Annotated in this window: 18 protein-coding genes; 16 read left to right on the top strand and 2 right to left on the bottom strand. The window is 47.6% G+C overall.

Going from position 1 to position 20064, the window contains the following annotated elements:
* Positions 1 to 41 precede the first annotated feature (41 nt).
* From GPL15_RS06240 to GPL15_RS06200, 9 genes are all read left to right on the top strand, one after another.
* Positions 42 to 1220 carry a LysM domain-containing protein gene (locus GPL15_RS06240; protein WP_215697094.1) on the top strand — a complete coding sequence of 393 codons (1179 nt, stop codon included), beginning with the start codon at positions 42 to 44 and terminating at the stop codon, positions 1218 to 1220.
* 75 nt (positions 1221 to 1295) lie between these two features.
* Positions 1296 to 2579, top strand: coding sequence for a DUF5711 family protein (locus GPL15_RS06235; RefSeq protein ID WP_215697092.1), 1284 nt, complete (start codon positions 1296 to 1298; stop codon positions 2577 to 2579).
* A 5-nt stretch (positions 2580 to 2584) separates the two neighbouring features.
* Positions 2585 to 4564 (top strand): transketolase, encoded by a 1980-nt coding sequence (gene tkt / locus GPL15_RS06230; RefSeq protein ID WP_215697090.1) that lies wholly within the window; start codon positions 2585 to 2587, stop codon positions 4562 to 4564.
* 87 nt (positions 4565 to 4651) lie between these two features.
* Positions 4652 to 5596 carry an ROK family glucokinase gene (locus GPL15_RS06225; protein WP_215697088.1) on the top strand — a complete coding sequence of 315 codons (945 nt, stop codon included), beginning with the start codon at positions 4652 to 4654 and terminating at the stop codon, positions 5594 to 5596.
* 206 nt (positions 5597 to 5802) lie between these two features.
* On the top strand, positions 5803 to 7476 hold the full coding sequence (locus tag GPL15_RS06220; RefSeq protein WP_215697077.1) for a putative manganese-dependent inorganic diphosphatase: 1674 nt from the start codon (positions 5803 to 5805) through the stop codon (positions 7474 to 7476).
* 81 nt (positions 7477 to 7557) lie between these two features.
* Positions 7558 to 7833, top strand: coding sequence for a type II toxin-antitoxin system HicB family antitoxin (locus GPL15_RS06215; protein ID WP_215697075.1), 276 nt, complete (start codon positions 7558 to 7560; stop codon positions 7831 to 7833).
* Between the two features lie 16 nt (positions 7834 to 7849).
* Positions 7850 to 8431 (top strand): flavin reductase family protein, encoded by a 582-nt coding sequence (locus GPL15_RS06210; protein WP_215697073.1) that lies wholly within the window; start codon positions 7850 to 7852, stop codon positions 8429 to 8431.
* Between the two features lie 26 nt (positions 8432 to 8457).
* Positions 8458 to 8973: a shikimate kinase gene (locus GPL15_RS06205; RefSeq protein ID WP_215697071.1), complete on the top strand. Its 516-nt coding sequence runs from the start codon at positions 8458 to 8460 to the stop codon at positions 8971 to 8973.
* A 13-nt stretch (positions 8974 to 8986) separates the two neighbouring features.
* Positions 8987 to 10198 carry a cofactor-independent phosphoglycerate mutase gene (locus GPL15_RS06200; protein ID WP_215697069.1) on the top strand — a complete coding sequence of 404 codons (1212 nt, stop codon included), beginning with the start codon at positions 8987 to 8989 and terminating at the stop codon, positions 10196 to 10198.
* A 553-nt stretch (positions 10199 to 10751) separates the two neighbouring features.
* Here the strand turns inward: GPL15_RS06200 and GPL15_RS06195 are convergent.
* Together GPL15_RS06195 and GPL15_RS06190 are read right to left on the bottom strand one after the other, a co-directional pair.
* Positions 10752 to 11618 (bottom strand): MerR family transcriptional regulator, encoded by an 867-nt coding sequence (locus tag GPL15_RS06195; protein ID WP_215697067.1) that lies wholly within the window; start codon positions 11616 to 11618, stop codon positions 10752 to 10754.
* Between the two features lie 155 nt (positions 11619 to 11773).
* Entirely contained in the window at positions 11774 to 12844 is a 1071-nt protein-coding gene (locus tag GPL15_RS06190) for a LacI family DNA-binding transcriptional regulator (RefSeq protein WP_215697065.1), read from the bottom strand.
* Between the two features lie 290 nt (positions 12845 to 13134).
* Here GPL15_RS06190 and GPL15_RS06185 point away from each other — a divergent pair, with 290 nt between their 5' ends.
* From GPL15_RS06185 to GPL15_RS06155, 7 genes are all read left to right on the top strand, one after another.
* Positions 13135 to 13605, top strand: coding sequence for a tripartite tricarboxylate transporter TctB family protein (locus GPL15_RS06185; protein WP_215697063.1), 471 nt, complete (start codon positions 13135 to 13137; stop codon positions 13603 to 13605).
* A gap of 45 nt (positions 13606 to 13650) precedes the next feature.
* A complete protein-coding gene (locus GPL15_RS06180) occupies positions 13651 to 14625 on the top strand; it encodes a tripartite tricarboxylate transporter substrate binding protein (RefSeq protein WP_215697061.1) in 975 nt (324 codons plus the stop codon).
* Positions 14626 to 14662: 37 nt separating this feature from the next.
* On the top strand, positions 14663 to 16171 hold the full coding sequence (locus GPL15_RS06175) for a tripartite tricarboxylate transporter permease (protein WP_215697059.1): 1509 nt from the start codon (positions 14663 to 14665) through the stop codon (positions 16169 to 16171).
* Between the two features lies 1 nt (position 16172).
* The gene (locus tag GPL15_RS06170; protein WP_215697057.1) at positions 16173 to 17540 is read left to right on the top strand and encodes a sulfatase-like hydrolase/transferase; all 1368 of its coding nucleotides are present in this window, start codon (positions 16173 to 16175) and stop codon (positions 17538 to 17540) included.
* Positions 17541 to 17627: 87 nt separating this feature from the next.
* Positions 17628 to 18860: a uroporphyrinogen decarboxylase family protein gene (locus GPL15_RS06165; RefSeq protein ID WP_215697055.1), complete on the top strand. Its 1233-nt coding sequence runs from the start codon at positions 17628 to 17630 to the stop codon at positions 18858 to 18860.
* A gap of 87 nt (positions 18861 to 18947) precedes the next feature.
* The gene (locus GPL15_RS06160) at positions 18948 to 19373 is read left to right on the top strand and encodes an Hsp20/alpha crystallin family protein (RefSeq protein ID WP_215697280.1); all 426 of its coding nucleotides are present in this window, start codon (positions 18948 to 18950) and stop codon (positions 19371 to 19373) included.
* Between the two features lie 68 nt (positions 19374 to 19441).
* Positions 19442 to 19912 (top strand): Hsp20/alpha crystallin family protein, encoded by a 471-nt coding sequence (locus GPL15_RS06155; protein ID WP_215697053.1) that lies wholly within the window; start codon positions 19442 to 19444, stop codon positions 19910 to 19912.
* Positions 19913 to 20064 lie beyond the last annotated feature (152 nt).

Here is a 20064-nt window from a genome sequence, read left to right as displayed (position 1 = left end):
ATGATTGTTCAGATATTAGAATAAGTTAGCGGGGTGAGCCAATGGGAGAATTATATAACCCGTACCCAAAGCTGCCTAAAAATATCAGGCAGATCGGTGAGCGGGACCAGATTGTAAAATTATATTTGGAAGACTATGTGAATACCTACTTACAGAAACTATATCCGGCAGGAGGACAAGACCTGCGGGTAGGACTGCTTCTTGGCAGCAGTGAACAGCACGAGGGAACCCCTTATCTGTTTATAGACGGAGCCATGGAGATGGAAGATGTGACACGCGACGGAGAAAAAGTGGAATTTACTGAGGCAGCATGGAAGAAAGCCTATGAAGATATGGAGCAGATGTTTCCGAAAAGGACGGTTCTGGGATGGTTTCTCTGCGCATCACAGGGAAGCCAGCTGAGCCCCCTGAATTATTGGAAAGAGCATGTGAAGTTTTTCCCCGGTAAGAACCAGTTGATGTATTTGAATTCCGGGCTGGAAGGAGAGGAATCCATCTATGTGACGTCTGAAGACGGATTTTATAAACTCCGCGGACACAGCATTTATTATGAACGGAATCAAATGATGCAGGACTACATGGTGCTGCGCAAAGACGTGAGACGCGTGGAGACAGGCGTCCCGGACAATGTGGTCACCGACTTCAGACAGAGGATCGAAAGCCGGAAAACGGAGGTCAAAGCCCATAAAAATACGGTCAGCGTGCTGGGCGGCCTGTGCAGCGCACTGGCGATTGTGGTCATGGCAGGCGGAATTGCCATGTTCAATAACTATGAAAAAATGCGCCAGATGGAAAGCGTGATGGTATCAGTCCTTCCTGAAGGGGTGAAGAATTGGCAGGAATATGATCCGAAATCGGATAAGGAAAAGCTTTCCGTTGAAGAGATACCCGGACAAGTGTATCCCACGGAGCCGGTAGAGCATTATACCATGTCATCAGAACCGGAAACAACGGCGGCGTCTGCGGTGCCGGCGGAGAGCAGCCCTCAGGAAACGGCAGTATCTGAGACCGCTGCTGAAACTACCGCGGCAGTGGCTGCAGATCCTGGAGCCGAAGCGGCGGCCATACCGGAAACCTACATAATCGGAGAAGGCGAAACTCTGCATGGAATTTGTCTGAAATTTTACCATAACCTGAGTAAAATGGACGAAATCTGCCGCCTTAACGGTTTGGACGATCCCAATAAAATTATATCCGGCCAGAAATTAGTTCTGCCGTAGAAAAATTTAATGCGTTTCTCTGGAAAATGTTGTATACTATATTCTATATTTGGGCATTTCCGGGAGAATAACCGCATGAGTGATATGAGCTCTATGAATAGAGAGACGAAAAAAAGACAACTGAAAAGCAGAGTGATTACGCCCAATGCCGCGCCCCCGCCCCGAATGGAGATGGATGACGGCGACAGCGAAGAGATCGTTAAAAAGGCCTCCAGAAAGGTATGGCGCAGACGTTTCTTTCTGTCTTTGGCGGCGGCTCTGGCCATCACCGGAGCCGGGTTCGGATATTATCAGTATCAGGCCAGCCACCAGTATATGGATTACCAGATATCCTGGGAGCACAACGTGGAGCGGTCTGACAGCAGCATTAACGAATACATAAATTTCGGCAATAATGTGATCAAGTACAGCAAGGACGGCGCTGCCTACACGGACAACCAGGGCAAAGACATCTGGATTGAGAGCTACGAGATGAAATCACCGGAAGCGGTGGTCAATGGGGATTATGCAGCCATTGCCGACCGCCAGGGCAACAGCATTTATATCTGCAATAAAGACGGGCGTCAGGGTATAGCCACAACCTTGCTGCCCATAACTAAGGTTGCGGTATCGGCCCACGGAGTGGTGGCGGCCATCCAGGAAGACAGCAAAGCCGGAAAGATAACATTTTTCAGGAATGACGGCACGCCCCTGGATATTTCCATAAAGTCTACGCTGGAAAAGGACGGGTATCCCATCGATCTTTCCCTTTCGCCGGACGGGACCCAGCTGATGGTGTCCTATGTCTATTTAAGCAGCGGCGCGGCCAAAGGACAGGTGGTTTTCTACAACTTTTCCGAGATCGGCAAGAATGTGCCGGGGCGTCTGGTGGCAGGTTATAAAGATATCTATGACAACAGCCTGATTGCCAGGGTGCGTTTTTTGACGGAAACTTATTCCTGCGCATTTGCAGACAACAGTTTGACCTTCTTTTCATCCAAGAATGTGATGTCCCCGGAGATGCTGGTTCAGATCCCGGTGGAAGAAGAGATCAGGAGCATTTTTTATTCCCAGGATTTCGCCGGTATTGTGGTGAACAATACGTCAGGGGAGAACCCTTACCGGGTTGATGTTTATAAAAATACCGGTGAAAAGCAGTTCAGCAAAGATTTTAATCTCCAGTATACCCATGCGGATATTGACGGAGATTACGTTCTTTTGTATAATGAAGATTCCTGTGAAGTTTATAACATGCAGGGCAATTTAAAATTCAGAGGGGAATTTGATTTTACGGTATCTAAGGTAACTAAGGGGAGGCTCCCGGGCACGTTTATCGTGATGGGGCCGCAAACTATAAAAGAGATAAAATTAGGAGGCTAATAACAATGAATCACATCGACAAACTGTCAGTAAACGCAATCCGTGTGCTTTCTGCGGACGCAATCCAGAAAGCCAACTCCGGTCATCCGGGACTTCCGCTTGGATGCGCTCCAATCGGTTATGAACTTTGGGCTAACCATATGAATCACAATCCGGCAGACCCTGATTGGGCCAACCGTGACCGTTTCGTTTTGTCAGGGGGACATGGATCCATGCTTTTGTATTCCCTGCTCCATCTGTTCGGCTATGGCAATTTGTCAAAAGAAGACATTATGAACTTCAGACAGATGGGTTCATTGACACCGGGCCATCCGGAATACGGCCATACGGTAGGCGTGGAAGCGACTACAGGGCCTTTAGGCGCAGGTATGGGCATGGCGGTAGGTATGGCCATTGCTGAGACCCATATGGCGGCTGTTTTCAATAAAGAAGAGTATCCTGTTGTGGATCACTACACCTATGTGCTGGGCGGAGACGGATGTATGATGGAAGGAATTTCCTCAGAGGCATTTTCTCTGGCGGGTACTTTGGGGCTGGGAAAATTGATCGTGATCTATGATTCCAATAAGATTTCCATCGAAGGAAGCACGGATATCGCCTTTACGGAGAACGTGCAGAAGAGGATGGAGGCATTCGGATTCCAGCTCATTACCGTAGAAGACGGCAACGACCTGGCTTCTATCGGCGCGGCAATTGAAGAGGCCAAGGCAGATACCACCAGACCTTCCTTTATCACTGTAAAAACACAGATCGGCTACGGATGTCCTGCAAAGCAGGGAAAGGCCAGCGCCCACGGAGAACCTCTCGGCGCGGACAATATCCTTGCCATGAAAGACAACTTAGAATGGCCGTCTCAGGAACCGTTCTTCGTTCCTCAGGAAGTATATGACCACTTTAATGAGATCGCAGCCCGCAAAGCGGAGGCAGAGGCGGCATGGAACGTGATGTTTGCCGCTTATTGTGAGGAGTTCCCGGAGATGGAAGAACTCTGGAACCAGTACCATGCCCCAGTGGATGCGGATAAATTATATAACAATGAAGAGTTCTGGGCACAGAACGAGAAGCCGGACGCTACCAGAAACTTATCCGGAAAGATGATCAATAAATTAAAACTGGTGGTTCCAAACCTGATCGGAGGTTCCGCAGATCTGGCGCCGTCCAATAAAACCAATATGTCCGATGTGGGAGATTACTCAAAGGAAAACCGCTTAGGACGCAATATACACTTTGGCGTGCGCGAACTGGCTATGACAGCAATTGGCAACGGCATCATGCTCCACGGAGGGCTGCGGGCTTATGTGGCCACCTTCTTTGTGTTCAGTGATTACGTAAAACCTATGGCCCGCTTATCCGCTCTTATGGGTGCGCCACTTACCTTCGTATTAACTCATGACAGCATCGGCGTTGGTGAAGACGGCCCGACACATGAGCCGGTTGAGCAGCTTGCTATGCTCCGCGCTATGCCCAACTTCCATGTATTCCGCCCATGTGACGGTGTGGAGACGGCAGCAGCCTGGTACAGCGCGGTAACTTCTGAAAAGACACCGACCGCATTGGTGCTGACAAGACAGAACCTGACGCCAATGCCGGGAAGCAGCAAAGACGCGTTAAAAGGCGCATATATCATCGATGACTGTGAAGGCACTCCGGATGTGATTCTGATCGCTTCCGGATCAGAAGTGGAGCTGGCGGTTAAGGCCAAAGCAGAACTTGCTAATGAGCATCAGATCCGCGTGGTTTCCATGCCGTGTATGGATTTATTCGAAGAGCAGTCAGAGGAATATAAAGAATCCGTTCTTCCTAAGAATGTGAGAAAACGTGTTGCCATTGAAGCCCTGGGAGATTTCGGCTGGGGCAGATACGTGGGACTTGACGGCGCTACCGTTACTATGAAGGGATTTGGCGCAAGCGGCCCTGCTGGAAAATTGTTCGAGCATTTTGGATTTACGGTTGAGAATGTAGTAAAGACAGTCCGCTCACTGTAATTGATATGAATTGGGGGCGCCGCCAAACCTTGAGTTTGCGGCATCCCCTTTTGCTGTAGTTAAATGAAGGGAAAAGGAGTTATGACAATGGATATGAAGTGCATCGGAGTAGATGTAGGAGGTACAAGCGTTAAAATCGGGCTTTTTACAACAGACGGGGAAGTGTTGTGCAAATGGGAAGTCCCGACACGTAAGGAAGAAGCGGGAAAGTACATACTGCCGGATGTGGGAGCTTCAATCTTGAACGTTCTGAAGGAAAGAAACATCGAAAAAGATGAGATCGCAGGCGTTGGTCTGGGCGTTCCCGGACCGGTTATGCCGGACGGCTACGTGGAAGTGTGCGTAAACCTTGGATGGAAAGATAAGAACCCTCAGAAGGAACTGAGCGCGATTCTGGGAATAGAAAATGTGCGCAGCGGCAATGATGCTAATGTGGCGGCTCTGGGCGAGATGTGGCAGGGAGGCGGAAAAGGCTATAAGGATGTTATGATGGTCACTCTTGGAACGGGAGTGGGCGGAGGCGTGATTATCGATGAAAAGATCATAGCCGGAACCCACGGCCTGGGCGGTGAGCTGGGACATATTCATGTGAGAGATGAGGAAAAGGAGTACTGCAACTGCCACGGACAGGGATGTCTGGAGCAGGTGGCGTCCGCAACCGGAATTGCCAGAGAGGCCAGAAGAATGATGGCGTCCAAAGATGATCCGTCCGCTATGCGTGAATTCGGAGCGGCCATTACGGCGAAAGATGTCTATGACTGTGCAAAGGCCGGGGATGCCCTGGCTAACGAAGTTGTGGAAGTGGTAAGCCGTTATCTCGGTCTGGCCCTGGCCCATGTTGCCATGATTGTGGATCCTCAGGTTTTTGTTATCGGCGGAGGCGTATCAAAGGCCGGACAGTTTTTAATTGACCGGGTGGAAAAATACTATAGACATTTCACTCCGATTTCTGAGAATAAAGGGGTTATCGCCCTTGCTGAACTGGGCAATGACGCCGGTATCTACGGCGCTGCAAGGCTGGTTCTGGATTAACGGACGCCGGCTTTGCCGGCAGAAAAAAAGAGTGATAAAATGAGGAGACCCCGATTGCCAGGCAATCGGGGTAATTATGAAAAATCTATGTGCAATTTGACGATTTAATCAATCCACATAATTGATTTTCTATACAAATAGTATAAAAAATAGTTATGAATAAAATGTGAACAAGTTGTAAATAGATTATGAAAAGTGGAGGTAATATGGCGGAGTATTGTAAACATAAGACAATCGTAATTGGACACAAAAATCCGGATACCGACTCGATCTGTTCCGCGGTATGTTATGCCAACCTGAAACGGGAAATTACAAACAAAGAATACCAGCCGGGACGGGCCGGTCATGTGAATGAGGAAACCCAGTTTGTGCTCAACTATTTCGGTGTGGACGCGCCGGAACTGGTTCAGAATGTAAAAACCCAGGTGAGGGATATCGAGATTCGGGAAACAAAGGGCGTGGCCAATAATATTTCCCTGAAAAAAGCATGGAAAACCATGCAGGAAGCCAATGTTGTGACCATTCCGGCCGTGACTGGCGACGGGATGCTGGAAGGGCTGATCACAGTGGGAGATATTGCCCAGTCCTACATGAACGTATATGACAGCAGCATTTTATCGAAGGCAAATACCCAGTACTCCAACATCATTGAGACCCTGGAGGGGGCTATTGTGGTTGGGGATGAGCATGCTTTTTATAACCGGGGCAAGGTATTAATTGCCGCGGCTAATCCTGATATGATGGAATACTATATTGAGAAAAATGACCTGGTAATTTTGGGTAACCGTTATGAATCCCAGCTCTGCGCAATTGAGATGGAGGCGGCATGCATTATCGTGTGCGAGGGCGCGGCGGTATCCATGACCATTAAGAAGCTTGCTGCGGAACGCGGCTGTACGGTGATTACGACCCCGTATGATACCTATACGGCGGCGCGTTTGATCAACCAGAGCATGCCCATCAGTTACTTTATGAAAACGGAAAACCTGATCACCTTTGAAGATACGGACTATATCGACGACATCAAAGAAGTGATGGCCAGCAAGCGTCACCGGGATTTCCCGATCCTGGATAAAGACGGCAAATACAAAGGCATGATTTCCCGCCGGAATCTGCTTGGCGCCAGGGGAAAATCCGTGATTTTAGTAGACCATAATGAAAAGAGCCAGGCTGTGGATGGAATTGAAAACGCCCGCCTGCTGGAGATCATCGACCACCACCGTTTGGGGGCGATTGAAACGATTTCGCCGGTATTTTTCAGGAACCAGCCGTTAGGATGTACGGCTACCATCATTTATCAGATGTACCTGGAAAATAATGTGAAGATCGAAAGGCATATTGCGGGCCTGCTCTGCAGCGCGATCATCTCCGATACCTTATTGTTCCGCTCCCCCACCTGTACTGAAATTGACCGTCAGGCAGGACTTAAACTGGCGGAAATCGCAGGTTTGAATATCGAAGAGTATGCGGCGGAAATGTTCGCGGCAGGCAGCAATTTAAAGGGAAAATCCGATGAGGAAATTTTCTATCAGGATTTCAAACATTTTACCGCAGGCAAGCTTTCCTTTGGCGTGGGACAGATCAGTTCGCTGAATGCGGATGAGCTGAAACAGCTCAGGGTGCGGATGCTTCCATACCTGAAAAAGGCTCATCAGGAACATGGGGTGGATATGATGTTCTTCATGCTCACCAACATTTTGACCGAGTCCACAGTTCTTTTGTGCGAGGGACAGGGAGCGGAGCAGTTGATTTCAGAGGCATTTCACGTGGAACCGGAAGAGGAACACACGGAAAACAATGACTGTGTCGTTTATCTGCCGGGAGTGGTTTCCCGCAAGAAACAGTTGATACCAGGGCTGATGATCGCGGTTCAGGCTTAGGGAATACGATGCTGTAACATGCCTGGAAATATAAAAAGGCGGTTATAATAGATAGAAAAAGAGGAAAGGAAGGCGGGAAAGATGACATTTATCTATCCAGCGGTTTTTACACCTCATGAAGAGGGAAAAGGCTATCATGTGGAATTTCCGGATCTGGAATGCTGTGAGGCGGACGGCCCGGATCTGGAAGACGCGGTTGATAACGCAAAGGACGCCGCTTATAACTGGATTTGTGTGGAACTGGATGAGGGCGGCGATCTGCCGGCTCAGACGCATATAGAAGACATTGAGTTGAAAGAAGGGTGTTTTGTTAAACATCTGGTAATAACGATCAAACTCATGCCGGATAACGATTAGAGAAAGAAGGGCGGATATGGCAAAACAATATTGGAAACCAGGAAATATGCTGTACCCGGTTCCGGCAGTGATGGTGAGCTGTCAGAGAGAGGGCGAAAAGCCGAATATCATTACGACGGCGTGGTGCGGTACAACCGGTTCCACGCCGCCCACCCTTTATGTATCCATACGGCCGGAACGGTACTCCTACGATATTATCAAAGAAACCGGAGAATTTGTTGTAAATCTGGTCACAAAAGACCTGGTATTTGCCACGGATTTCTGCGGGGTTAAATCGGGCCGGGATACGGATAAATTTAAAGAAATGAAGCTGACGCCGCTTCCGTCCCAGCACGTCAAAGCGCCCGGTATTGAGGAAAGCCCTGTAAACATTGAGTGCAGGGTGACGAAGATCATTCCGCTGGGCAGCCACGACATGTTTTTGGCCGAAGTGGCGGGCGTGACGGTGGATGAAAAATATATGGATGAGAACGGAAAGTTCCATTTGAACTCCGCCGGTCTGACGGCCTATTCCCATGGAGAATATTTTGAATTAGGAAAGAAATTGGGAAAATTCGGGTATTCGGTTCAGAAGAAAAAGAAAAAGGCCAGAAAATAAGTAAACTACATCAGGATGAGAAGAACATGAAGAAAAATATTACATTAATCGGTATGCCTGCATCGGGAAAGAGCACAGTGGGCGTTTTGCTGGCGAAAAGGCTGGGATATTCTTTTGTGGATTCGGATATAGTGATTCAGGAGAAAGAAGGACGTCTGCTGAAAGACATCATTGAGCAGGAGGGGCTGGCCGGTTTTCTGGAAGTGGAAAACAGGATCAACAGCCAGCTTGACGTGACCCATTCGGTAATTGCCCCCGGCGGCAGCGTAATTTACGGCAAAGAGGCCATGGAGCACTTAAAAGAGATCAGCACCGTGGTCTATCTCAAGCTGAGCTACCAGGAAGTAAAGGCGCGGCTGGGAGATTTGAAGGACCGTGGAGTGGCTTTAAAGGATGGCATGACCTTAATGGACTTGTATCATGAGCGGGTTCCGTATTATGAAAAATATGCGGATATCACAGTGGATGAAAATGGCAGGACGCCCGGACAGACTGTGGATGAACTGAGAGAAATGATAGAAAGAGACTTAAAAAATACATAGGGGGAATAAAGCGATGAAGTATATAGTAATGCTTGGCGATGGTATGGCGGATTATCCGGTAGAGAAGCTGGGAGGACGCACGCCCCTTGAGACTGCAAAAAAGCCGAATATAGACAGGCTGGCCTCAAAAGGCATTTTAGGCATGGTGAAGACGGTGCCGGAGGGCTTAAAACCGGGCAGTGATGTGGCAAACCTTTCGGCCATGGGTTATAACCCGGTGGAATGCTATACAGGCCGTTCCCCGCTGGAAGCGGTCAGCATAGGGATTGAGATGTCGGATACGGACGTGGCGTTCCGGTGCAATCTGGTAACCCTTTCCGAGGAAGCGGATTACGATCAAAAAACCATGGTGGATTACAGTTCGGACGAGATTTCAACCGCAGAGGCGGCACAACTGATCCAGGCCGTAAATGATGCGTTCAGGAGCGATGAGATCGAGTTCTATCCGGGAATCAGCTACAGACACTGCATGATCTGGCACGAGGGCCCGGTGGGGCTGGATTTAACCCCGCCTCACGACATTTCCGACAGGAAAATCACAGAATATGTTCCGAAAAATGATGTGATCTATGATCTGATGAAACGCAGCCATGAAGTGCTGAAAAACCACCCGGTCAACCAGGCACGTGAGGCAAGAGGGCTTCATCCGGCCAACTCCATCTGGCTCTGGGGTGAAGGAACCAAACCCGGAGTATCCAGCTTTGAGAAAACATATGGAGTTAAGGGAGCAGTCATCTCCGCTGTGGATTTGATTAAAGGAATCGGAATCTGCGCGGGTATGAAGGTCATAGAAGTGGAAGGCGCAACCGGCAACATTGATACTAATTTTACCGGAAAGGGAAAAGCCGCTTTAGAAACTCTGCTGGAGGGCCAGGATCTGGTTTATATTCACGTGGAGGCGCCGGATGAATGCGGGCACAGAGGTGAGATAGAAAATAAGGTGAAGGCCATTGAACTGATCGATGAACTGATCGTAGGGCCGCTGCTGGAGGGCCTGGAACAGGCGGGCGAGGAATACTCCATACTGGTTATGCCGGATCATCCCACCCCGCTGGCAATCAAGACCCATATTTCAGACCCAGTGCCGTTCCTGATCTACAGGAGCACAGACCCGGTGGATTCAGGAATCAATACCTATACGGAAGAGGCATGCAGGAGCACGGGGCGGTATGTAGAGCATGGGCATGAGCTGATGAAGGCGCTGCTGGAGAAAAATGAGATTTAATTGGTGAACGTTACGCAGGAAAGCGGGACGAGGAGACAGAGGTCGGGCCGGAATATAACGGTGCCGGAAAGCGGCTTCCAACCGTAAGTTAAACTAAGGCCGCAGAGACGGATAAAGACGGTCCGATGCCCATTCACGGTGAATCCTTTATGGGTCTTCACCGTTCAGGGGCATCTCAGAAACTGATTTGGTTTTCAGTTTCTGCCCGTCTTTATCCGTCTCTGCGGCCTAAGTTTAACTAAACGGTTTCCAGACGCCTTCCGGCGCCGTTATATTCCGGCCTGACCGGCCCATACAGATTCCCGGCCCGGCCTCCGTCCCCTCGTCCCGCTTTCCTGCTGGTTTTCTCTGACGCTGGTAATTAAATGCAAGTTTGCAGTGAGTAAGTCATTTTTAACATCAACCCTCAAGGCATTTTCGAAAATGCCTTGAGGGTTTAATGCTAATCCCCACGTCATTTACATCAAATTTCGGCTGGAATCCGTACCCTAATTCTTATACTCCCCGGCCGCCAGCCCAGGCTTCCCCTTCTTCACGGCGTAACTCCGGCCATTCACTGAAAATCCAAATAAGCTTTAATGGCAAATCCAATATACTTTGATGCGCCTTCTCCATACTGCTTATCTGTTGCCTGGATGTATGCCGGTGATGAAATATAAAGGTCCGCCATATTGGGCCAATAATTTTCGCCCATGTCCATTCCGCGGCTGCATTCGTTGACATAAGTAATTAGTTCTCCGGTGATTTCACGGATTTCCGGAGAAGATACATCTTTTGTCAGATCTGCGGTCAGTTTTCTTGTCAAAGCATTTGATCTGTCCAGCAGGGAATTGACTTCTGATGGATCGACCGAAGGACCGTTATCAAGGAAATCAGCCAGGCTTTTTTTCATCGCTTTTGTGTAATTTTCCAGACTTCCGTATTGATTTATGGCCATTTCGGCAATTTCATCTTCCCGGGATTTCAGGTCTGAGATCATATCATCAAAATTCTCCATATTTCCCAGTTGTTTTATAATTTTATCTCTGTGCGTTGTTTTAAAATCGGCTAAGATTCGAAAATAACCGCTCATGTCGAAGTCTTTAAAATCCATACATTTTTCTCCTTTAACCAGTTTGTCCAGTAGTTTTAACAGGTTGTTTAAACGGTCGCGCTTTATCAGGATCAGTTCCCGCTGCTTTGCAAATGCCTCTGTTTTATCAAATTGTGGATTCTCCATGATTGTTTTAATTTCCTTTAATGTAAAATCCAACTCTTTAAAAAACAGGATTTGCTGCAGGATTTCTAATGCATTTTCATCATATAGACGATATCCTGCGTCTGTTACGGTGGTCGGTTTGAATAGACCGATCTCATCGTAGAACTGCAGGGTGCGCACGCTGACACCCGTTAAAGCAGAAACCTGTTTTACAGTCATCATATCAAATCACCTCTTAAATAAAATTGAGTGCGGCCGGTTATGCCCTGCCGGCAGTGAAGCATTCAGCGGCCTGTTCTCTGATTACAACTGTACACTATCACCATGCGTGAGAGTCAATATGGAAAATAAAGAACTTCATTATTTTTTGCTGCTGTTCACAGTCCCTTATTTTTTGCCGGGCCTGTAGAGCCTCTGATGATCAGTTTTGGATCATATTCTATTTTAATGATATCGCTGCCTGCCGAAGATGTGTGGTCAATCAGCATGTCAAGGGCGGCCCTGCATCGGTGGGGCAGAAAATGATCCACTGTAGTGAGAGAAGGAAAAATATAGTCTGAAAGGAAGAGGTTGTCAAAACCGCATACCGATATATCTTCCGGTATCCTGATTCCTGCTTCATTCAGCGCCTTACAGATTCCTATAGCGAACATATCGTTCAATCCGATGATAGCTGTGATGTCATTTCGGCGGGACAGTAAATCCTGAGTCAGGGTATATCCGGTGTTGGCTTCGTCCCCGCAGCCGCTAAGCGCTTCATTTTCCTTTTCCGCCTGGCAGATTACCAAATTATGATCCAGGCCATGTTTTTTTAAGGTGGAGAGCACGCCTTCAAAACGCAGTTTCCGTGAGATCGCCCGGCTGGATAAAGGCGTGGTTATAAAAGCGAACTTTCTATGGCCTGATTCTATCAAGTGCTCTGCAATCAGTTCTCCGGATTTAAAGCTGTTTAACGATACGGTATTAATATTGATGTCATAGTTTTTTTCAGCCAAAATCACAATAGGGATTTGGCGGCTGTAGGATTCGATCAGATCCAGTTCTATGGGATTATAGGAATAGATGATTCCGTCCACTTTTTGACTGATCAGCCATTCCACCTGTTCCGCTTCCCCTTGCCGCTCCCTCCTGGTGTTGCATAAGACGGTGTGACAGCCCTGTTTTCCGGCCTCGCTGTCAATGATCTGGGCGGCCATGAAATGAAAGATATTGGCAAAAGACGGAAAAACATATCCGATAACCGGATTTTGCTTTTTGGTGCGGGAACCGGCGGACTTATGGATATAACCCAAAGACCGGGCGCAGTCCAGCACCTTTTTCCTGGTCTCCTCTGAGATGGATATACCCTCTTTGTTGTTTAAAACAAAGGAAACCGTAGACTGGGAGACACCGGACAACTTTGCAATGTCAATGGTGGTAACCTTTTTTTTATTGTTTGATTTCTGCATGGTTGTTTATCAAGTCCTTTTATAAGATTAATAGTTATAAATATATATTAGCTTATCTCCTGCTGAAAATCAATTGCAGCTTAATTCTATTTCTGATAAATTAATAAAATATTACTAATAAAATTTGAAGATTTAATAATAGTATAAATAAGAATACTTGATAAAACATACGAAAAATGCGTTTTTATTTGACATAGTATTTGTAATATGTTAATATTTAAGTGGAAATAATGCTAATAAAAGTATTAATAAATTGCTAATAATATAACTAATAAAAAAGGAGGGCAATTATGAACCGGGTGTCTGCTCTAAAGAAAATAAATAACCATGAGTGCCGGATTTCCATAGCTATATTTATTTTGGGCCTGTGCATCCTTGTACCGTCCGTCAGATATAATCCGGGGGTCAGATTGTTTCCTGTGCTAACGGGAGCCTGCTTTATCGTTATCGGGGCCGGAAACCTGGTTTTATCATTAAAAAAGGATAAAGAAGAACCGGATAAAACAGTAAAACTTTTGAACAGGCTTGAACTTTTAATTTTTTTCATTATGGGATTGACAGCCGCTTTAATTAAAATACTGGGCTTTTATGTCTCTCTCTACCTGTGCATGCTGGGGGTCTGTTTCCTGGTAATAAAGCGGGATACATTTAAGAAAACGCTGATTTCCAATGCTGTTTTCTGTCTTGCGGCTGTGGCGGTATTGTTCGTCATATTCCACCTGATCCTGCATATCCCCACGCCCGCCGGTCTGCTGATTTAATTTGTAACTGGTAACCAGTGAAATAAAATGAGGAGGTAACTTATTATGCTGAAAAAGAACAAAATTTGCTTTTTTCTGGCTGCCGCCATTGTTTTGGCCATCACCGGCTTGGCCGGGTGTTCAAAACGGGAAGAGAAGTACCCGGATAAAAACAAAAGCGTAACTATTATCGTGGAGAGGGCGGCCGGAGGCGGAAGCGACCTGACTGCCAGGGCCATTGCACCCCTGCTGGAAAAGGAGCTGGGTATTCCCGTTGTGGTAGTCAATAAAACCGGAGGTGACGGGGTAGTTGGCCTTAACGAGACAGCCGCCTCAAAACCGGACGGATATACCATTGACCTGTCTGCGGATACGGTTCAGGCCATCCATTCTGTTTTGTACACAGACACCAAATATACGGAGGACAGCTGGGAGTATCTGGCGGCAACCAATATGACAGCTTACATCATGGTTTTAGGTAAAAACAGTACGTTTAACACCCTTCAGGAAGTGATGGAATATGCGCTGGCCAATCCGGGGAAGCTGACCCTGGGAACGCCGTCAGGAATTGCGGAAGTGATGTCCACCCTGGAAGTGAATACAGGAACAGGGTTCACACAGATTGTAAATGACAGCGGAGCCAATAACCTGGCCTCCATCGCCGGAGGACATGTGGACATCGGCCTTCTCACGGCTCAATTCTACCAGCAGGCTGTGGACCAGGGGCTGAAAGTGGTTGGGGTGACAAGCCCTGACAGGCTGCCTACCTGCATGGATGTTCCGACGTTTATAGAAAGCGGATACGATGTGAATATTGTACAGAATTTCATTCTGATTATGCCTAAGGGAGCGCCTGAACAAGTTCTGACAACGCTCAGAGCCGCCCTGGACAAGGTGGGTAACAGCCAGGAGTTCAAAGACAGCCTGGAAGCCATCGACGCGATACCTGCTTATAAAGGCGGAGAAGAAGCCGGAACCTATATTCTCGATAATATAAAACGGATAAAAAGCGGACTGGAAACCTGGCAGGCCAGTAAATAATAAAGAGCTCAGGGCCTGATCCGCGGGAAGGATGCAAATGGAAATTATCTTAACCGTATTTAAGGAACTGTTGTCCCCTGGCACCATATTGATCACCCTTCTGGGCGCAGTTCTCGGAGTTGTATTTGGGGCCATACCCGGGCTTAACGGATCTATCTGCATCGCCGTATTGCTGCCGGCCACTTATGGTCTCAGCCCTGTCCACAGCCTTTTACTGCTGGGGTCCATCTATATGGGATCTTCTTATGGCGGCTCTATTTCAGGAATACTGATCAATGTACCCGGCTCCAGCGAGGCAGCCTGCACCGCCATTGAAGGCAATGCTATGGCTAAAAAAGGGAGAGGGAGAGAGGCGTTGTATTATTCGATCCTGTCTTCCGTGTTCGGCGGTTTATGCGGGGTGTTTGTTTTGATTTTCTTTGCGCCGCTATTGGCCGGAATCGCATTAAAATTCGGGCCCCCGGAAATGTTTCTGATAGCGGTTGCCGGCCTGGCGGTGGTGGGGAGTTTGTCAGGAAAGAGTGTTATAAAGGGCTGTTTTGCTGCTCTGTTCGGTGTGTTCCTTAGCATGATCGGGGTGGATTCCCTAACCGGAAATACCCGTTTGACCTTTGGAATCGGGGCTCTTTCATCAGGAATTGGCCTGATTCCTGCAATTGTCGGCTTTTTTGCACTGGCTGAGATGGTGCGTCAGTGCAAAGGGGCGGATAAGAGCCAGAGCAGCGCAGGGGTAGCTCTGGAAAAGGCCAGGGTTACGGATGTGATTGTCAAAATGTCTAAAAAAATGCCGGTTCTCATCAAATCCACGCTGATCGGCATTTGGATCGGGATTTTACCCGGTACCGGCGGCGCCATTTCATCCTTTGTATCCTATGGGGAGGCGAAGCGGAATTGCAAAAAAGATGAGACGCCTTTTGGGCAGGGTAATGAAAACGGCATTATTGCGGCGGAAAGTTCCAATAATGCCGCGGTAGGCGGTTCCCTGATCCCTCTTCTGGCCCTGGGAATTCCGGGTTCGGCCACGGCGGCCATTATCTACAGCGCGATCCTGATCCATGGGATCACACCGGGGCCTAAGCTGTTTGGAGAAACGCCTGGACTGGCGTACAGCTTTACCATTGGAATGATGTTTGCAGTGGTTGCCATGGGGGTGATAGGGGTCTGCGGAGTTCCCCTGTTTTCCCAGATATTAAAGATCAAGATCCGGTACATCATACCCGTTGTTATTGTCAGCTCCCTGATCGGAGCGTACAGCGCCCGCAACAGCGTATATGATATGGCGGTTGCGGTCGTGTGCGGATTTTTGGGCATAATATTTTCCAGATGCGGGATTCCGGCGCCGCCTGTCCTGCTGGGGCTGATTTTAGGCAAACTGATCGAGGTGAATCTGCGCAATTCTATGCTGATTGCCGGAGCGAAAAATATTTCGGTATTCCAATATATGTTTACAAGGCCTCTTTCTGTGGCAGTTATCCTGTTAGCTGTCCTGATGTTCGCAGGCAATTTCAGAACTACGGCTAAGTCCGGGAAAACGGAGGGAAAATAATGTGAAAGAGAGTACAAAACCTAATATTGTCCTGATCATGACAGACCAGTGCCGGAGAGAGGCCCTTGACTATATGCCCAATTTACAAAAACTGGCTGCAAAAGGGACCTGTTTCACCAATGCTTATACCCCCGCCCCCCTCTGCCAGCCGGCGCGGGTTTCCATCATAACCGGCCTCTTACCTCATCAGACGGGAATCTGCGGCAATGGGGCCGAGCCTGTGAGGGACGAAATAAGGCTCCAAACTTACCCCAACCTGCTCCGGGAAAATGGATATGAAACCGCAATGATAGGCAAACACCATTTTATAGACAGCTATGGAAAGTTCCGTGACATCACAAACGATGGCAGCGTGATAGGCGGATATGGATTCGACACGGTTGTGCAGGTTTTGGATGATGGGGAAAACCAGTCCAACAGCGACGATTATACGCATTTTTTGGAGAAACACGGGCTTTTGGAAATGTTCGGCTCTGTTTCTGTAAACCCAAACCACGGCGATAATTTTTTCAACCATATTTTTGAAGAACCCTATACGGCAGAACATTTTATCTATGAGAGTGGTACTGATTTTATCAGCCGCTGTGAATTTAAAAAACCTCTTTATTTCCAATGGTCTTTCATCGGCCCTCATCCGCCGCTCTGGCATCCGGGAGATTTGACGATTAAGCCGGAAGATGTTTTTCTGCCCATAGATGCGCCGGACACAAAAGACTGCCGGACGCGCCGGGCTCATTATCTTCAGAAATGCGCAATTATTGACGGATATATCGGGAAAATGCTGGAGCTTTTCAAGAAAAAAGGCCAATACGAAAATACCGTGTTCATTTTCACTTCTGATCACGGCGATAATCTGGGGGACCATGGGATTTGGGACAAGCGCTGTTTTTATGAGGGCAGCGTGGGGGTTCCGCTGATTCTTGCAGGACCGGGAATTCCCAGGGACACCATGATGAACGGCAATAAAAAATGCAGGGCCCTGGTATCCCTTCTGGATTTGTACCCAACGGTTCTGGAGCTGGCGGGAGTAAAAACGGCGGAAGACGGCCGCAGGTTTGGAAGAGATTTACTGCCGGTAATGCAGGAGCGGCGGGGATCTTCCCATAAAGCCGTAATTTCAGAGTTGGGCACAGGTGTGATGATACGGACGCCCGGATGGAAAATGATTTATGATCCCCAGCAGGGCGGCGTACAGTACCTGTTCAACCTGATATCAGATCCTCAGGAATGCGGGAATCTGGCCGGAAATCCGCTTTATTCCCGGGCGGCGCACGATTTGACCGCCCAAATACTGGACAACCGCATCCGAATGTCCCAATACACCCATGAAAGGGACCAAAACAGGATACAAAAATTACATATTATATAAAGAGGAAACATTCGTTGTTTGGCAGGGGCCAGATCCTGGATTTGGCCCTCTTTTTTACTATCTGGATGTTTTAGAAGGGAGCAGTATATGAAAAATGACGAAATACGGCGCCTGATGGACGAATACAGGCGATTAGAGGAAAGCGACGAAAACCGCCGCCGCCGTTCCATGTGGAAAGGGCTGGATCACTGCAGCAGGGAACAGTGGAGGGCTGCCCCTAAGTCAGACCGTTCCTGGCAGGAGGGACAAGTGCCGTTTACAGCGGATATCCAGACCCTTACATGGTCAAAATACTTTGGATTTGACATTAATGAATATTATTTTAACGCTGAGGTATTTGTGGAAAATTATCTCAGGATCATGATATTCCGGTTTAAAAACTTCCCTGATGATACATTTTTAGAAAAATGGCTGCCCATGTGGGGTAGTACGGTATTGGAAGGTACGATTTTCGGGGTAAAAGCTATTTATTCAAAAGATGCTGATCCCTGCATAGTGACGGAACCCATTATACGGGAACCGGAAGATATAAAAAAGATCCAGCCGGTGGATTTCTATAAGAGTGGAATCATGCCATGGCTGATCCGGGCATATGAAGAAGCATTGGAGCTTGTGGATGATGATTTTGAGATTCTGTTTCCCGAATGGATCAGAAGCGTGTTTGGCGTTGCCATTTATTTGAGAGGGTATGGGGATTTTTTAATGGACATGGCCGGAGACCCGGATTTCGCGCATCAGCAGCTTCGTCTGGTCACCGATGCCAGAAAACATTGGTTCGACCAAATGCACTCCTACCTGAAAATTCCCCGTCATCCAGGCAGCTTGTTTAACGATGAGGTTAACGTACCCACCATCTCGCCAAAACTTTACCACGATATGATATTTCCATACGAACAGGAATTGTCCAAGTACCACGGCGGGATCAGCTACTGGCATAGCTGTGGAAATGTGACAAAAATGGTATCCGACATAGCGAAACTGGACCGCCTTGCCATGTTTAATGTAGGGCCGTGGACGGATATCTATGAGGCGGGCTGCGCCTTCCGGGATAAAGCTCCGCTGGAAATCTGCATGAATCCTGAACTGGATATTTTAAGAGCCGGTCCGGAACAGATGAGAGAAAAGTTCCGCTATGTAATGGAATGCTGCCGCCGCAGTGATGTATCCGGCATGGGGCTGAAAGTAAGTGCTGTAAATGCGCCGTCATTTGACCGCCCAACGATTGAACAAACTATTTCTAAGGTGCGCCGCTGGGCCGTGATTGCCCGGGAAATGACGGATAAAATGTCGGATAATTCTGAAAGTTTGAAGAATATGTGAATATTAGCACTCGCTGCTTGACAGTGCTAATAATATGTGTTATAGTACAGCTATAACAAAGATAAAGAAAAGGAGCGATGACTTATGATGTTAATGCCTAGCATATTTGGAGAAAGATTATTTGACGATTTTATGGATTTTCCGTTTAACAGCTACGGAACCTCAAAAAACAGCATGATGAAAACCGATATTAAAGATCTGGAAGGCAGCTATGAATTGGCTATCGATCTTCCAGGCTTTAAGAAAGACGACATCACGGCAGAGTTAAAGGACGGTTATCTGACCATTAACGCATCATCCAATACCAGTAAGGATGAGAAAGACAGCAACGGCAGATATATTCGCAGAGAGCGTTATTCCGGTTCCTGCAGCAGAAGTTTCTATGTAGGAGAAGCGGTAACAAAAGAAGATATTAAGGCCAGATTTGAAGACGGTATTCTGAAGCTGACAGTTCCTAAGATGGAGAATAAACCTGCGGTGGAAGAGAAAAAGTATATTGCAATCGAAGGCTGACCGGCTGACCGGGCCTGAGGCACAAAATTGGCTGAGCCGGGATTGACTGTGGAATGGAGGTATGACTTATGTTAATGCCTGATTTATTAGAAGACAGATTGTTTGATGATTTCATGGATTTCCCATTTGATGATAGATTTTATAAAAAGCTTGAAAAAGAGTTTTTCAAAAACAGCGGCCGCCATAAGATAGGAAAATGGATGAAAACTGATGTCCGGGAAACTGATAACAGCTACGAACTGGAAATCGACCTGCCTGGATTTAAAAAAGATGAGGTGACTGCACAGCTCCGCGATGGATATCTGACCATCAGCGCGGTAAAAGGCCTGCCGGATGACGGAGACAAGAAAAGAGGCAGATATTTAAGAAGAGAGCGTTATGCCGGAGCGTGCAGAAGAACCTTTTATATAGGCGGCAATGTGGATGAAGACGGCATAAAAGCAAAATTCAAACATGGTACCCTAAAGCTGTCCCTTCCCAAAAAAGGGGAGCAGCCGATGGTTGAAGATAAAAATTATATACAAATTGAGGGGGGATGAAAATCTTTATTTAGTTGAGGAAGTTACGCAGGAAAGCGGGACGAGGGGACGGACTGGATGTTTGGATGCGGACGGGCCAAGGGGAATCCTTCGGGGATGAAAACCAGCTTCCAACCGTAAGTGAAACTAAGGCTCCAGGAATAGAAAAAGAC

Origin of the sequence: Clostridium sp. MCC353, from assembly GCF_018785315.1 — a bacterium.
Lineage (GTDB): Bacteria > Bacillota > Clostridia > Lachnospirales > Lachnospiraceae > CHH4-2.
Note: the sequence above shows the minus strand (reverse complement) of the source record. Positions and strands in the feature narration are given on the sequence as shown.